This window comes from Bradyrhizobium centrosematis (assembly GCF_045571495.1).
Lineage (GTDB): Bacteria > Pseudomonadota > Alphaproteobacteria > Rhizobiales > Xanthobacteraceae > Bradyrhizobium > Bradyrhizobium centrosematis.
The window spans coordinates 4,889,010-4,903,194 of sequence record NZ_CP120703.1 but is presented as its reverse complement, the minus strand read 5'-3'; the positions used below and the strand labels follow the sequence as shown (position 1 = coordinate 4,903,194).

The following is a 14,185-nucleotide window of genomic DNA, read 5'->3' as shown; positions in this document are numbered from 1 at the left end:
CCATGCTTGAGATCCGTAATCTCGCAAAATCATTTGGCGGCGTGAAGGCGACCAACGACGTCTCGCTCGATTTCCCCGACGGCTCGCTGACCGCTGTGATCGGACCAAACGGCGCCGGCAAGAGCACGTTCTTCAACCTGATCACCGGCGCGCTCAAGCCGGATTCCGGACAGGTGCTGCTCGATGGTGTCGATCTCGCCGGCCGCTCGCCGCCGGAGATCGTCCGCCACGGCATCGGCCGCGCCTTCCAGGTCGCCAGCATCTTCAAGTCGCTGACGGTGGAGGAGACCATGTTCGCCGCGGTCAGCACCGATCAGCGCTCCTCCGCGGTGCTGCACAAGCGCTTCCCGCTGCCGGAGACGCGTGACCGCGCCGAACGTGTGATGGAGCTGCTGGGTCTTGCCGGCAAGCGTCATCGCACCGCCGCGACGCTGTCGCATGGCGACCAGAAGCTGCTCGACATCGCGCTGGCGCTGGTGCTCGAACCAAAGGTGCTGCTGCTGGACGAGCCGACCGCCGGCATGGGGCCGGAAGAACGCTGGCGCATGATCGACAAGGTGCGCGAGCTCTGGGAGACGCAGAAGATCACTGTCGTCTTCATCGAGCACGACATGGACATCGTGTTCAAGATCGCTCCGAAGATCGTCGTGCTGTGCTACGGCCGGATTCTCGCCACTGGCACGCCCGACGAGATCCGCAACGACAGCGCCGTGATCGACGCCTATCTCGGCACCGAGCATGCGGGAGCCGCCGCATGAGCGCCGTTGTCATCGAAGTCGCCGATCTCGACGTCTACTACGGCACCAGCCAGATCCTGTTCGGTGTCGGCCTGTCGGTGCGGCAGGGCGAGACCATGGCGCTGCTCGGTCGCAACGGCGCCGGCAAGTCGACGACGATGAAGGCGATCATGGGATTGGCGCCGCCGCGGCGGGGCAGGGTGAGCCTGCGCGGTGCGGTGATCTCCGGCCAGAAGCCGCATACGATCGCGCGTGCCGGGCTCGGCTTCGTGCCGGAGGACCGCCAGATCTTTCCGGAGCACAGTGTCGAGGACAATCTGGTCATCGGGAAGAAGCGCGGGCCGGAGGGCCAGGACGAATGGCCGATCAAGCGCATCTATGAGGTCTTCCCACTGCTGGAGCCGCTGCGCCATCGCATCGCCGGGCGCCTCTCCGGCGGCGAGCAGCAGATGCTGGCGATCGCGCGCACGCTGATGGGCAATCCCGCGCTGTTGCTGCTGGACGAGCCGAGCGAGGGGCTCGCGCCGATCATCGTGCAGCGGATCGGCGAGCTGTTGCGCCAGCTTCGAAGCATTGGATCGACCGTCTTGATCGCCGAGCAGAACATGCATTTCTGCCTGGGGCTGGCGAGCCACGCTACGGTCATCGACAAGGGCCAGATCGTCTATGCGGCCGGAATCGACGAGCTGAAGGCCAACGATGCGATCCGGCGGCGTTATCTGGCCCTGTAACCCGCGCCGCCGGTGTCCAAATAGGCCTGAAGAAGAAAACTGTTGCCGTGATCCTGCCGCGAGGAAGGAGTTTCCCCTCCGGAGGGCAAAAACGCCAATCGCTTCCATTGCCGTTTGGGTGGGAAACGACGACATTCCCGTCAGAATTTGATGGATTGGCGTAGCCATGGAACGCACTGGATTTGAGCCCTTCGGCGAGCAGTTGGTGTCCGCAACGGATGCCCAGCCGAAGCCGCGCGCCTCGAAGCTCCTGTTGCGGGTCGGCACCGGGCTGTTCTGGTCGCTGGTCGCCGGCATCGTGCTGGCGCGTGCGGCCTTCTTCGAGCCGGGCATCTATGATGGCTTCAGCCGGGTCGCCTCGCTCGCCAAGAACCTGATCTTCTAAGCCGCTTTATTCGGGGCTGAGGATAGAACTTCCCTCGGCTCTGATATGCCGAAAACTTATTCCCCAATCGGATCGTGATGCGTATAGATCTTTCTCCTCTGGGAGAGATTTGTGTCGCAGAATCAAGCATCCAGCCCGGCCGACGCCAAGCCGACCACAGCCACTAGCCGCGTCGTCGCGCTGATTCCCGGAATTCTCCTCTGTATCGCTGTGGCGGGTGTTTCGGCCCTGCTCGAGCACCTGGAGCTCGGCGTTTTCGAGCACCCCTACGTCGAGGCGTTGGTGATGGCGATCCTGCTCGGGATGGCGCTCCGCAGCTTCTGGAAGCCGGCGCCGCGCTGGCAGGCCGGCATCGCTTTCAGCGCCAAGCAGCTCCTTGAAGTGGCGGTGATGCTGCTGGGCGCTTCCATCAGCTTCGCGGCCATCGCCGCCTCAGGCATCGCGCTTTTGGCCTCCATCGCCGCCGTCGTCGTCATCGCGCTTTGCGTCTCCTTCGGCCTGAGCCGGATGCTGGGCCTGTCGACGCGGCTCTCGATCCTGATCGCCTGCGGCAACTCGATCTGCGGCAATTCCGCGATCGCCGCCGTGGCGCCGATCATCGGCGCCAACAATGACGAGATCGCATCCTCGATCTCCTTCACCGCGATCCTCGGCGTGATGATGGTGCTGGGCCTGCCGCTATTGATCCCACTGCTGCAATTGTCGGCCACGCAATACGGCATCCTTGCGGGTCTGACCGTCTATGCGGTGCCGCAGGTGCTGGCGGCGACGGTGCCGGCCGGGCTCGTCTCGACGCAGATCGGCACGCTCGTGAAGCTGATGCGCGTCTTGATGCTCGGGCCCGTGGTCGTCGGCCTGTCGCTCGTCGCCTCGCGCTGGCAGAGCAACGCCAAGAAAGCCAATGTCGGGTTCTTCCGCCTGGTCCCGTGGTTCATCCTCGGCTTCCTTGCGCTCGCCACCCTGCGCTCCCTGGAGATCGTGCCGGCCACGGTGGTGGGACCCGTGACGAAGATCACGAGCTTTCTCACGGTGGTGTCGATGGCGGCGCTCGGCCTCGGCGTCGATGTGCGCGTGCTGGCCAATGTCGGCGGCAGGGTGACCGCCGCCGTGACGTTGTCGCTGCTGCTGCTGCTGGGGATCAGCATCGCGCTGGTGCATTGGTTCAAGTAGGGGGCGCCCTCTCTGGACTTCCTCCGCCAGACGTTTATTGGTCGTCGCCAATGTGATCGGCCGCGGCCGATCCCAAGGAAACAGCGAGGACGCGGCCATGACGACATTGACGGTACAAGACCTTCTCCCCAAGGATGGAACGAAGGGGACGCTGGTCGGCCGCGTCTGGCTGCCGCAGGTCGGGGGTCCGGCCGTGGTCGCCGTGCGCGGCGATGGGGTGTTTGACGTCACCGCAAGATTTCCGACCGTCAGCGCGCTGTGCGAGGAAGAAAACCCGGCAAACGCGCTGGCCGCGACCAGGGGTGAGCGCATCGGCGATCTCGAAGCGATCGTGGCCAACACGGCACCCGATGGTCGTGATCGCAACAAGCCCTGGCTGCTTGCGCCGGTCGATCTCCAGACCTTGAAAGCTGCCGGCGTCACCTTTGCCATCTCGATGCTGGAACGCGTCATCGAGGAACGGGCGAAGGGCAATCCGGCCTCGGCCGAGGCCATCCGCAAAGAGGTGACGCGGCTGATCGGCGACGATCTGTCGAAGCTCAAGCCCGGCTCGGACCAGGCCATGCACCTGAAGCAGGTGCTGATCGACCAGAACGCCTGGAGCCAGTATCTCGAGGTCGGCATCGGTCCCGATGCCGAGGTCTTCACCAAGGCCCCCACCATGTCCTCGGTCGGCACCGGCATGGACGCGGGCCTGCATCCGAAGTCGACCTGGAACAACCCCGAGCCCGAGCTGGTGCTGTTCGTCTCCAGCCGCGGCAAGATCGTCGGCGGCGCGCTCGGCAACGACGTGAACTTGCGCGACTTCGAGGGCCGCTCGGCGCTGCTGCTGTCGAAGGCGAAGGACAACAACGCCTCGTGCTCGATCGGCCCGTTGCTACGCCTGTTCGACGACACCTTCACGCTCGACGACGCGCGCAAGCTCGACATCAGCCTGAACGTCACGGGCACCGACGGTTTCGTCCTCGATGGTCATTCCTCGATCAGCAAGATCAGCCGCGATCCGACCGATCTGGTCGCGCAGACCATCGGCAAGGTCCATCAATACCCCGATGGTTTCGTGCTGTTCCTCGGCACGATGTTCGCGCCGGTCAAGGATCGTGATGCGCCGGGGCAAGGCTTCACCCACAAGCGCGACGACATCGTCACGATCTCCGCGCCGGAGCTCGGCAAGCTCGTCAACCGCATGCGCACCAGCGATGAGTGCGAGCCCTGGACCTTCGGCATCGGCGCGCTGATGAAGAACCTGGCGCAGCGGAAGCTGATCTAGCGCGCGGCCTTTGCCTCTCCCCGCGTGCGGTGAGAGGTCGGAATTGCGCGAAGCGCGCATTCCGGGTGAGGGGAATCTCCGCGAGTCGATTTAGTCGACCGAACCAAAGCTCTTTCCACGTCATTGCGAGCGCAGCGAAGCAATCCAGGGTCTTTCCGCGGAGGGATTCTGGATTGTTTCGCTGCGCTCGCAATGACGTGGAGGTAGTTCACCTTCACCAAATGCCCTTCATCTCCCCGTTGCATTGCTGGAACAAAATCGCGCTGAGCGTGTCGTACAGCCGCGCATCGCCTTGACCGCGCGATTTCTTCAAATAGTCAAATAATATGACTAGTCGGAACCAATCTTCCATGAAATAGTCCCTCCCGCCGCCGTACCGGCCGGCCCGAGGGTGCCAAGATACCAATAGGCGCCCGGATAAACATCTTGGGAGACACGCCTGATGACCTTCAAAGCTCTCTTTGCGGCCAGCGCCACGGCCGCTTTGCTGCTCGCGCTGCCGGCCCAGGCCGGTCAGCTCACCATCGGCTTCTCGCAGATCGGGTCGGAATCCGGCTGGCGTGCGGCCGAGACGTCGGTCTCCAAGCAGGAGGCCGCCAAGCGGAAGGTCAATTTCAAGATCGCCGACGCGCAGCAGAAGCAGGAGAACCAGATCAAAGCGATCCGCTCCTTCATCGCGCAGAACGTCGATGCGATCTTCCTCGCCCCCGTCGTGTCGACCGGGTGGGATTCGGTGCTGAAGGAAGCCAAGGAAGCCAAGATTCCGGTCGTGCTGCTCGACCGCGACATCGATCCCTCGGGTAAGGACCTCTATCTCACCGCCGTCACCTCGGACAGCGTGCATGAAGGTGAGGTCGCCGGTGACTGGCTCGCCAAGACCGTTGGCAGCAAGCCCTGCAACATCGTTGAATTGCAGGGCACGGTCGGCGCGAGCGTCGCTACCAACCGCAAGAAGGGGTTTGACACCGCCATTGCCAAGCACGCGAACCTGAAGGTCGTGCGCAGCCAGACCGGCGATTTCACTCGCGCCAAGGGCAAGGAGGTGATGGAGAGCTTCATCAAGGCCGAAGGCGGCGGCAAGTCGATCTGCGCGGTTTACGCGCACAATGACGACATGATGGTCGGTGCGATCCAGGCGATGAAAGAGGCCGGCCTCAAGCCCGGCAAGGACATCCTGACCGTTTCGATCGACGCGGTGCCCGATATCTTCAAGGCGATGGCCACCGGCGAAGCCAACGCCACGGTGGAGCTGACGCCGAACATGGCGGGCCCGGCGCTCGACGCCATTGCGGCCTTCAAGGACAAGGGCACCGTTCCGCCGAAGTGGATCCAGACCGAGTCGAAGCTCTATACCGCCGCCGACGATCCGCAGAAGATCTACGACAGCAAGAAGGGCCTTGGTTACTGAGCCAGGAGATCGCGCCGGACCGCTCCCCGGTGGTCCGGCGCCCCTTCGAAACCGCCGCGCGAACGAATCGGCCGGGTGTCCGCAACGTCAGCGGGCGCCGGTGGGAGTGACGTCACCATGGAGAATAGCCCCGATCCTGCTCCGCCGCTTCTGGAAGTGCGCGGCGTCAGCAAGAGCTTCGGCGCGGTACGCGCGCTGCAGGAGGTCGATTTCACGCTCCGCGCCGGCGAGATCCATGCGCTGCTTGGCGAGAACGGCGCTGGCAAGTCGACGCTGATCAAGGTCGTGACCGGCGTGTTCCCGCGCGATGCCGGCATCGTCAGGATCGATGGCGACGAAATTGCGCCGCGTTCGGCCAAGGCGGCGCTCGGGGCCGGCATCGCCACGGTCTACCAGGAAGTCAATTTGCTGCCGAACCTCTCCGTGGCGCAAAACCTGTTCCTCGACCGGCAGCCGATGCGCTTCGGCATCGTGCGCGAGGGCGAGATGCGCCGCCGTGCCAAGGCGCTGCTTGCGGATTTTGGCCTCGACATCGACGTCGCCGCGCCGCTCGGCAACTATTCCGTGGCCATTCAGCACGTCACCGCGATCGCGCGCGCCGTCGATCTCTCCGCGCGCGTGCTGATCCTGGACGAGCCGACCGCGAGCCTCGACCGCCATGAGGTCGAGATTCTGTTCGGCATCATGCGCCAACTCGCCAAGCGCGGCATCGGCATCGTCTTCGTCAGCCATTTTCTCGACCAGGTCTACGAGATATCCGACCGCATCACCGTCTTGCGCAACGGCCGCCTGGTCGGCGAGCGCGAGACCGCCTCCTTGCCGCGGCTGGAGCTGATCCGGATGATGCTCGGGCGCGAGCTTGCGGAGACGACCAGTGCACGGGCGGTGGCGGGCGAACGTAGGGACCGCGAGGTCTGCGCAAGCTTTGAGAATTTTGGCAAGGACGGCTATGTCGCGCCGTTCGATCTCGAGCTGCGCCATGGCGAGGTCGTCGGCCTTGCCGGCCTGCTCGGCTCGGGCCGTACTGAGACGGCGCGGCTGGTGTTCGGCGCCGAGCGCGCCGATCGCGGGCAAGCAAAGGTGGAGGGTGCGCCCGTGCGGCTCCATTCGCCGCGTGATGGCGTCCGCCATGGCTTCGGCTATTGCCCGGAAGAGCGCAAAACCGACGGCATCGTCGCCGAGCTCACCGTGCGCGAGAACATCGTGCTGGCGCTCCAGGCCAAGCGCGGTCTGCACCGGCCGCTGTCACGCCGCGAGCAGGACGAGATCGCGCGCCGCTATGTCAAGATGCTCGACATTCGTCCGGCCGATTCCGAGCGTCCCGTCGGCCTGTTGTCCGGTGGCAATCAGCAAAAGGTGCTGCTGGCGCGGTGGCTTGCGACCTCGCCGCGGCTCCTGGTGCTGGACGAGCCGACCCGCGGCATCGACGTCGGCGCGCATGCCGAGATCATCCGCCTGATCCGCAAGCTCTGCGACGACGGTCTGTCGCTGCTCGTGATCTCCTCCGAGCTCGACGAGATCGTGACCTATTCCGACCGGGTCGTCGTGCTGCGTGACCGCGCCCATGTGGAGGAACTCGCGGGCGAGGCAATCGACGTCGGCAACATTCTCGCCGCCATCGCCGCCGATAGCGTCACTGTTGCGCTCGAGGCCCACACATGACAGCGCTGCTGCCGCGCCGCGGCCTTGCGCAGATCCTGGCGCTGATCGTCATCCTGGTGGTCGACCGGGTGGTGTCGCCGCAATTCTTCGATCTGCGTCTCCAGGACGGCCGGCTGTTCGGCAGCCTGATCGACGTGCTTAACCGCGGCACGCCGGTGGCGCTGCTCTCGCTCGGCATGGTGCTGGTGATTGCAACGCGCGGCATCGATCTGTCGGTCGGCGCCGTCATGGCGATCGCAGGCGCGGTCGCGGCGAGCCTTGCCGACAGCCACGGCCTTGCGGTGGTGCTCGCGGCCGCGCTTGGTGCGGGGCTCGCCTGTGGCTTGTGGAACGGATTTCTCGTCGCCGTGCTCGGCATGCAGCCGATCGTGGCCACGCTGATCCTGATGGTGGCCGGGCGCGGCATCGCCCAGCTCATCACCGAAGGGCGCATCGTCACCTTCTCCTCGCCTGATCTGGTCTGGCTCGGCAATGGCTCGGTGCTCGGCCTGCCGGTGCCGGTCGTGATCGCGTTGGGCATGCTCATCCTCACCGGCGCGGTGGTGCGCGGCTCGGCGCTCGGGCTGCTGATCGAGGCGACCGGCGGCAATTCGCGGGCGAGCGCGCTGGCCGGCGTCGGCACCCGTGCGATGGTCCTTTCGGTCTATGTCTGGTGCGGCGTCTGCGCGGCGCTGGCCGGCGTTATCGCGGCAGCCGACATCATGGGCGCAGATGCCAACAATGCCGGCCTGTGGCTCGAGCTCGACGCCATCCTCGCGGTGGTGATCGGCGGCACCTCGCTGTTCGGCGGGCGCTTCAGCCTCGTGCTCGCGGTGCTCGGCGCGCTGATCATCCAGACCATGAACACTGGTATTCTCCTGTCCGGCTATCCCCCGGAGTTCAACCTGCTGGTCAAGGCGGTGGTGGTGCTCGCGGTTCTGCTGCTGCAATCGCCCAAGCTGTCGGGCGTTGCCGGTGTGATGACCTGGTTCGGGAGGACGAAACCATGAGAGGCCTGCCGCCCGCCCTGATCACGGCGATCGTGCTGATCGCGAGCTTTGCGGCCTGTGCGGTGCAGTTTCCCAACATCGCCTCGACCCGCGTCGTCGGCAATCTCCTCACCGACAACGCTTTCCTCGGCATCGTTGCGACCGGCATGACCTTCGTGATCATCTCCGGCGGGATCGATCTGTCGGTCGGCTCGGTGATCGGCTTCACCACTGTCTTCGTCGCGCTGGCAATCGAGCGCTGGGGTGTGCCGCCGCTGGTCGCCTTTGTCGCCATCCTGGCGCTATCGGCGGCCTTTGGTGCGGCGATGGGCGCCGTCATCCATGTCTTCGATCTGCCGCCGTTCATCGTGACCTTGGCCGGCATGTTCCTCGCCCGTGGCGCAAGCTTCCTGCTCTCGACGGAATCTGTGCCGATCACGGCACCGATCTACTCGACCGTGTCGGACTTCGCGCTTCGGATGCCCGGCGGCGGGCGGCTGACGGCGATCGCCATCATCATGATCGCGATCGTGATCGGCGGCGCCTTGCTGCTGCACCTCACGCGGTTCGGCGCCAATGTCTACGCGCTCGGCGGCAGCCGGGCGACCGCAGGCTTGATGGGCGTTGCCGTCGGTAAGATGACGGTGAAGATCTACATGCTGTCGAGCCTGCTTGCGGGTATCGCCGGCATCGTCTTCTCCTTCTACACCGGCGCCGGCTATTCGCTCTCCGCCGTGGGCGTCGAGCTCGACAGCATCGCCGCGGTTGTGATCGGCGGCACACTGCTCACGGGCGGGCAGGGCTCGGTGATCGGGACCTTCCTCGGCGTGCTGATCCAGGGCCTGATCCAGACCTACATCAATTTCGACGGGACATTGTCGAGCTGGTGGACCAAGATCGCCACCGGCGTCTTGCTGTTCGCCTTCATCGCCTTGCAGCAGGGACTGGTGGCGCTGGCGCGCCGGCCGGTGGCCAAGAGCGCAGGAGCGGCGTCATGACCTCGCGCATCGTCGTCATCCCGACCCGACGGGCCCATTCCAACCACGCGGAGGTGGCCCGTTCGATCGGCGTCGACATCATCGCCGGCCGCTATGCGGAAGGCACGCGCCTGCCCGGCGATGCCGAGATGATCGCGATGTTTGGCGTGTCGCGGCCTGTGCTGCGCGAGAGCGTGAAAACGCTGGTCGCCAAGGGGCTGCTCTCCACCAAGGCGCGGGTCGGCACCGTCGTGCGCGAACGCGGCGCCTGGAACATGTTCGACGCCGACGTGCTGGCGTGGCACCTCGACGCCGGCATCGACAAGCGTTTCCTCAATGATCTCGCCGAGATCCGTCTCGCGGTCGAGCCGCGCGCGGCGATGCTGGCCGCCACGCGGCGGTCGGAGGAGGATCTCGCCGAGCTTCGGCGCAGCATGGAGCGCATGCGGCTTGAAGCATCGGACTCCGCCGGCTTCGCCGATGCAGACCTCGCGCTTCACGTCGCCGTCGCGCGCGCCTCGGGCAACCTCTTCATGCGCTCGATCGGGCACGTCATCGAGGCGGCGCTACGCGCCTCGTTCCTGCTCAGCGCGCCGGTCGAGCCGGAAGACCGCGACGCCGTGCTGCTGTGGCACCAGAAGATCGTCGATGCCATCGCGGCGGGCGACGCCGAGGCCGCCTCGGAGGCGATGGTTTATGTCATTCACAACGGCATGAGTCGTCACGAGGGCACGGTGATCGAGACCGCGCCGGTGGACCCGCTGTCAGCTGCGAACACGGGAGAGCAAGCGTGACCGAACTTCGCATCGCCATTGTCGGTTTCGGCAAGATCGCGCGCGACCAGCATGTCGGCGCGATCGCCGCGGTGCCGGGGGCGACGCTGGCGGCCGTCGCCAGCCGTAACGCCTCGCTGCCAGGGCTGCCGCATTTTGCGACCATCGAGGAGTTGCTGGAGAAGGGACCGCCGATCGACGCGGTCTCGCTCTGCACGCCGCCCCAGGCTCGTCGTGCCCAGGCTGCCGCCGCGCTCGCCGCCGGCAAGCATGTCATGCTGGAGAAGCCGCCGGGCACCGGCGTTGCCGAGCTCGATCCGCTGATCGCGATGGCCGCCGCGGCGAGGCGCACGCTGTTTGCGACCTGGCATTCGCGCCATGCTCCGGCGGTCGAGCCGGCCCGGCAATGGCTCGCCGAGCGGCGCATCAAATCGGTGCACATCAGCTGGAAGGAGGACGTCCGCGTCTGGCATCCCGGTCAGGGTTGGATCTGGGAGCCGGGCGGTCTTGGCGTGTTCGATCCCGGCATCAACGCGCTCTCGATCCTGACCCGGATCCTGCCGACGCCGGTGTTCGTCACCGCGGCCGAACTTGCCTTTCCCGCCAATTGCCAGGCGCCAATCGCTGCGAACCTGACGCTGACCGACATCAGCGGACTGCCTGTGACCGCCGAGTTCGACTTTCGTCAGACCGGGCCGCAGAGCTGGGATATTGTCATCGACACTAATCGGGGCCGGATGACGCTATCGAACGGCGGCGCACGCATGGCGGTCGACGGCAAGGTGCTTGCTGAAGCGCCTGATGAGGAATATCGCGGGCTCTACCGGCGCTTCGTCGAGCTCGCGGCGACCGGCGCGAGCGACGTCGATCTGGCACCGCTTCGCCTCGTCGCCGATGCCTTCCTGCTCGGCAGGCGCACAATTGTCGAACCGTTCGTGGATTAGGCATGGCTGGTTCAAGAATCCAAAGAGACCTGTTCGGAAAGCTGCCTGATGGCCGCGATGTCGAGCGCATCGTGTTGCGAGGGGCAGGCGGGTTCGAAGCGCGCGTCATCACGCATGGTGCGGTGCTTCAGGCACTGATCGCGCCGGATGCGAACGGCGGCCATGGCGATGTCGTGCTCGGCCACGACACATTTGCCGGTTATCTCGCCGAACGAAAATTCTTCGGCGCCACAGTCGGCCGCTACGCCAACCGCATCGCCAAGGGACGGTTCTCGCTTGATGGCGAGACGGTGCAGCTTGCCGTCAACAACGGTCCGAATGCGCTGCATGGCGGCCTCGATGGATTCGACCGCAAGCTCTGGGAGATCGCGGAGATCGACGAGGGGGCTGCCCCCGCGGTGACCCTGACCTATACGAGCCCGCACGGGGAGGAGAACTATCCCGGCAAGCTCGATGTGCGCCTGACCTATCGCATCACCGGTCCGACCGAACTATCGCTGCTCATGGAAGCGCGGACCGACCGGCCGACCGTCGTCAACCTGACCAATCACAGCTTCTTCAATCTCGAAGGCGCGACGTCGGGCACGCCCATTCTCGACCATCGCTTGACCGTCGCTGCCGAGCATTTTCTCGCCATCGATCCCACGGCCATTCCGCTGCCGGAGCCGCCGCGCGAGGTGGCGGGCACGCCGTTCGATTTCCGCACCGCCCGTCCCGTCGGCGAGCGCATCCGCGAAGGCGATCAGCAATTGCGCAACGGCAGGGGCTATGACCACACCTACTGCCTCGGGCGTGACGGTAAGCTCGCGCTTGCGGCCCCGGCTGGAGGCGCCCCGCTCAGGACGCATCATGGAGCTGCTCACCGACCAGCCCGGGCTTCAGGTCTATTCCGGCAACTATCTCGACGGCACGATTTCAGGAAAGGGCGGCAAGCTGATCCGGCAGTCGGACGCGATGTGCCTGGAGCCGCATATCTGGCCGGATGCGCCGAACCGGCCCGACTTTCCGAGCCCGCGCCTCGATCCCGGCGCAGTCTATCGGCATCACACGGTCTATCGCTTTGCAGCGAGGGCGCCATGATCGAACACGTGCCAACCTCCGTTCTCTCTGACGATCCCTGCCATCTCGGCGAGGGACCGACCTACGACATGACCACCGACACCGCCTGGTGGTTCGACATCCGCGAGGGCCGGCTGTTCGAGGCGCAGCTTGGCAGCGGCAGCATCCGCATCCATGCGCTCGGCCGCATGGCAAGCGCGCTCGGGCGTATCGATGCCGGGCGGCAGTTGATCGTCGCGGAAGACGGTCTCTATGTCCGTGAGCTCGCTGACGGTGGCATGACGCTGTTCTGTCCGCTCGAAGCGGACAATCCCGCCACGCGCTCCAATGATTGCCGCGTGCACCAGTCCGGCACGTTCTGGATCGGCACCATGGGCAAGGAGGCCGAGCCGAAAGCAGGGGCGATCTACGCGCTCCATCGCGGCAAGATCTCGACGCTGTTTCCCGGCATCAGCATTCCCAATTCGATCTGCTTCTCGCCGGATGGCGCCACCGGCTATTTCACCGACACCCCGCGTGCCGTGCTCTATGCGGTGCCGCTCAATCCCGCGACCGGCCTGCCGCGCGGCGAGCCGGAGGTCCTGCTGCGCCACACCGGCATCGGCGGGCTCGACGGCTCGGTGTGCGACGCCGACGGGAATATCTGGAACGCCTGCTGGGGCGCGAGTCGGATCGACGTCTACTCGCCGCAAGGCGAGCGCCTGCGCTCGCTCGGCGTGCCGGCAAAGCAGGCGAGCTGCCCGGCCTTCGTCGGCCCCGACCTGTCGCGCCTGCTCGTCACCTCGGCATGGCAGGACATGGACGCTGCGGACCGCGCTGCCGATCCTCAGGCCGGCTGCACGTTCCTGTTGGAGGCCTCCGCGCGCGGTCGCGTGGAGCCCGACGTCAAGCTCGCATAGGAGACCCGAAAGAGCCCACCACCGACGTTCTCGACGAAACCAAGAAACAGTCTGACACCCAAAGGGAGTGAAACATGCTGAAACTGAAGACGACGTTCCTGGCGCTCGCTGTCGCGAGCGCCGCCACGCTGATCGCGGGCGCGCCTGCCTCCGCCCAGGACAAGCCGACCGTCGGCATCGCCATGCCGACCAAATCGTCCGCCCGCTGGATCGACGACGGCAACAACATGGTCAAGGTGCTGAAGGAGCGCGGCTACAACACCGACCTGCAATATGCCGAAGACGACATTCCGAACCAGCTCTCGCAGGTCGAGAACATGGTGACCAAGGGTGCGAAGGCGCTGGTGATCGCCGCGATCGACGGCACCACCTTGTCCGACGTGCTCAAACAGGCGAAAGCAAAGGGCATCACCGTGATCGCCTATGACCGGCTGATCCGCGGCACGCCGAATGTCGATTACTACGCGACCTTCGATAATTTCCAGGTCGGTGTTTTGCAAGCACAGTCGATCGAGCAGGGGCTGGGGCTGAAGGAGGGCAAGGGCCCGTTCAACATCGAATTGTTCGGCGGCTCGCCCGACGACAACAACGCCTATTTCTTCTACAACGGCGCCATGAGCGTGCTGAAGCCGTATATCGACAGCGGCAAGCTCGTCGTCGCCTCGGGCCAGATGGGCATGGACAAGGTCGCGACGCTGCGCTGGGACGGCGCAACCGCTCAGGCCCGCATGGACAACCTGCTCAGCGCCTATTATGGCAACAAGAAGCTCAACGCTGTGCTGTCGCCCTATGACGGCATCTCGATTGGCATCATCTCCTCGCTGAAGGGCGTCGGCTACGGCAGCGCCGACCAGCCGATGCCGGTCATCTCGGGGCAGGATGCCGAGGTGCCCTCGATCAAGGCGATGCTGCGCGGCGACCAGTATTCGACCATCTTCAAGGACACCCGCGACCTCGCCAAGGTGACCGCGGACATGGTCGACGCCGCGCTCGGCGGCAAGCAGGTCCCGGTCAACGACACCAAGACCTACGAGAACGGCATCAAGACCGTGCCGTCCTACCTGCTCAAGCCGGTCGTGGTCTACAAGGACAATTGGGAGAAGGTCCTGGTCGACAGCGGCTACTACAAGAAGTCGCAGTTCCAGTAGATTTCTCGGGCCGTCGTTCCGGGTTCGATGCTTCGCATCGCCCCGGAATGACGG

At 65.3% G+C, this 14,185-nt stretch carries 14 protein-coding genes and 1 pseudogene; 14 read left to right on the top strand and 1 reads right to left on the bottom strand.

Translation table 11 applies throughout. The features are described 5' to 3' along the window. Positions 1–2: 2 nt before the first annotated feature. The 5 genes from P6U31_RS23610 to P6U31_RS23590 all read left to right on the top strand — a co-directional run bounded on the left by P6U31_RS23610 (position 3) and on the right by P6U31_RS23590 (position 4,293). Entirely contained in the window at positions 3–758 is a 756-nt protein-coding gene (locus P6U31_RS23610; RefSeq protein ID WP_407184175.1) for an ABC transporter ATP-binding protein, read from the top strand. Next, complete coding sequence (locus P6U31_RS23605; RefSeq protein WP_407184174.1) at positions 755–1,468, top strand: ABC transporter ATP-binding protein; 714 nt, start codon at positions 755–757, stop codon at positions 1,466–1,468. Before P6U31_RS23610 ends, P6U31_RS23605 begins: the two co-directional genes overlap by 4 nt. 166 nt (positions 1,469–1,634) lie before the next feature. Beyond that, on the top strand, positions 1,635–1,853 hold the full coding sequence (locus P6U31_RS23600) for a hypothetical protein (RefSeq protein WP_407184173.1): 219 nt from the start codon (positions 1,635–1,637) through the stop codon (positions 1,851–1,853). Positions 1,854–1,964: 111 nt separating this feature from the next. After that, positions 1,965–3,023, top strand: coding sequence for a YeiH family protein (locus tag P6U31_RS23595; protein ID WP_407184172.1), 1,059 nt, complete (start codon positions 1,965–1,967; stop codon positions 3,021–3,023). A gap of 97 nt (positions 3,024–3,120) precedes the next feature. Continuing rightward, the gene (locus P6U31_RS23590) at positions 3,121–4,293 is read left to right on the top strand and encodes a fumarylacetoacetate hydrolase family protein (RefSeq protein ID WP_407184171.1); all 1,173 of its coding nucleotides are present in this window, start codon (positions 3,121–3,123) and stop codon (positions 4,291–4,293) included. 214 nt (positions 4,294–4,507) lie between these two features. On the opposite strand, the gene P6U31_RS23585 is transcribed toward P6U31_RS23590, so the two are convergent. Beyond that, the gene (locus P6U31_RS23585; protein WP_407184170.1) at positions 4,508–4,645 is read right to left on the bottom strand and encodes a hypothetical protein; all 138 of its coding nucleotides are present in this window, start codon (positions 4,643–4,645) and stop codon (positions 4,508–4,510) included. A gap of 90 nt (positions 4,646–4,735) precedes the next feature. Here P6U31_RS23585 and ytfQ point away from each other — a divergent pair, with 90 nt between their 5' ends. The 9 genes and pseudogenes from ytfQ to chvE all read left to right on the top strand — a co-directional run bounded on the left by ytfQ (position 4,736) and on the right by chvE (position 14,131). Continuing rightward, positions 4,736–5,701 (top strand): galactofuranose ABC transporter, galactofuranose-binding protein YtfQ, encoded by a 966-nt coding sequence (ytfQ, locus tag P6U31_RS23580; RefSeq protein WP_407184169.1) that lies wholly within the window; start codon positions 4,736–4,738, stop codon positions 5,699–5,701. A 117-nt stretch (positions 5,702–5,818) separates the two neighbouring features. Next, on the top strand, positions 5,819–7,363 hold the full coding sequence (locus P6U31_RS23575; protein ID WP_407189926.1) for a sugar ABC transporter ATP-binding protein: 1,545 nt from the start codon (positions 5,819–5,821) through the stop codon (positions 7,361–7,363). Next, a complete protein-coding gene (locus P6U31_RS23570; RefSeq protein WP_407184168.1) occupies positions 7,360–8,352 on the top strand; it encodes an ABC transporter permease in 993 nt (330 codons plus the stop codon). Before P6U31_RS23575 ends, P6U31_RS23570 begins: the two co-directional genes overlap by 4 nt. Next, positions 8,349–9,329 carry a galactofuranose ABC transporter, permease protein YjfF gene (gene yjfF, locus P6U31_RS23565; RefSeq protein ID WP_407184167.1) on the top strand — a complete coding sequence of 327 codons (981 nt, stop codon included), beginning with the start codon at positions 8,349–8,351 and terminating at the stop codon, positions 9,327–9,329. Before P6U31_RS23570 ends, yjfF begins: the two co-directional genes overlap by 4 nt. Beyond that, positions 9,326–10,102 carry a FadR/GntR family transcriptional regulator gene (locus P6U31_RS23560; protein ID WP_407184166.1) on the top strand — a complete coding sequence of 259 codons (777 nt, stop codon included), beginning with the start codon at positions 9,326–9,328 and terminating at the stop codon, positions 10,100–10,102. Before yjfF ends, P6U31_RS23560 begins: the two co-directional genes overlap by 4 nt. Further along, positions 10,099–11,025, top strand: a complete 927-nt coding sequence (locus P6U31_RS23555; protein ID WP_407184165.1) for a Gfo/Idh/MocA family protein — start codon at positions 10,099–10,101, stop codon at positions 11,023–11,025. Before P6U31_RS23560 ends, P6U31_RS23555 begins: the two co-directional genes overlap by 4 nt. A 2-nt stretch (positions 11,026–11,027) precedes the next feature. Continuing rightward, positions 11,028–12,105 (top strand): annotated as a pseudogene (locus tag P6U31_RS23550) (aldose epimerase family protein). Continuing rightward, a complete protein-coding gene (locus P6U31_RS23545) occupies positions 12,102–12,983 on the top strand; it encodes an SMP-30/gluconolactonase/LRE family protein (RefSeq protein WP_407184164.1) in 882 nt (293 codons plus the stop codon). Before P6U31_RS23550 ends, P6U31_RS23545 begins: the two are co-directional and overlap by 4 nt. A 74-nt stretch (positions 12,984–13,057) precedes the next feature. Then, the gene (gene chvE / locus P6U31_RS23540; protein ID WP_407184163.1) at positions 13,058–14,131 is read left to right on the top strand and encodes a multiple monosaccharide ABC transporter substrate-binding protein; all 1,074 of its coding nucleotides are present in this window, start codon (positions 13,058–13,060) and stop codon (positions 14,129–14,131) included. Positions 14,132–14,185 lie beyond the last annotated feature (54 nt).

Coding starts and splice junctions, on each gene's coding strand:
- P6U31_RS23610 (WP_407184175.1), top strand. CDS start 3: ATGCTTGAGATCCGTAATCTCGCAAAATCATTTGGCGGCGTGAAGGCG.
- P6U31_RS23605 (WP_407184174.1), top strand. CDS start 755: ATGAGCGCCGTTGTCATCGAAGTCGCCGATCTCGACGTCTACTACGGC.
- P6U31_RS23600 (WP_407184173.1), top strand. CDS start 1,635: ATGGAACGCACTGGATTTGAGCCCTTCGGCGAGCAGTTGGTGTCCGCA.
- P6U31_RS23590 (WP_407184171.1), top strand. CDS start 3,121: ATGACGACATTGACGGTACAAGACCTTCTCCCCAAGGATGGAACGAAG.
- P6U31_RS23585 (WP_407184170.1), bottom strand. CDS start 4,645: ATGGAAGATTGGTTCCGACTAGTCATATTATTTGACTATTTGAAGAAA.
- ytfQ (WP_407184169.1), top strand. CDS start 4,736: ATGACCTTCAAAGCTCTCTTTGCGGCCAGCGCCACGGCCGCTTTGCTG.
- P6U31_RS23575 (WP_407189926.1), top strand. CDS start 5,819: ATGGAGAATAGCCCCGATCCTGCTCCGCCGCTTCTGGAAGTGCGCGGC.
- P6U31_RS23570 (WP_407184168.1), top strand. CDS start 7,360: ATGACAGCGCTGCTGCCGCGCCGCGGCCTTGCGCAGATCCTGGCGCTG.
- yjfF (WP_407184167.1), top strand. CDS start 8,349: ATGAGAGGCCTGCCGCCCGCCCTGATCACGGCGATCGTGCTGATCGCG.
- P6U31_RS23560 (WP_407184166.1), top strand. CDS start 9,326: ATGACCTCGCGCATCGTCGTCATCCCGACCCGACGGGCCCATTCCAAC.
- P6U31_RS23545 (WP_407184164.1), top strand. CDS start 12,102: ATGATCGAACACGTGCCAACCTCCGTTCTCTCTGACGATCCCTGCCAT.
- chvE (WP_407184163.1), top strand. CDS start 13,058: ATGCTGAAACTGAAGACGACGTTCCTGGCGCTCGCTGTCGCGAGCGCC.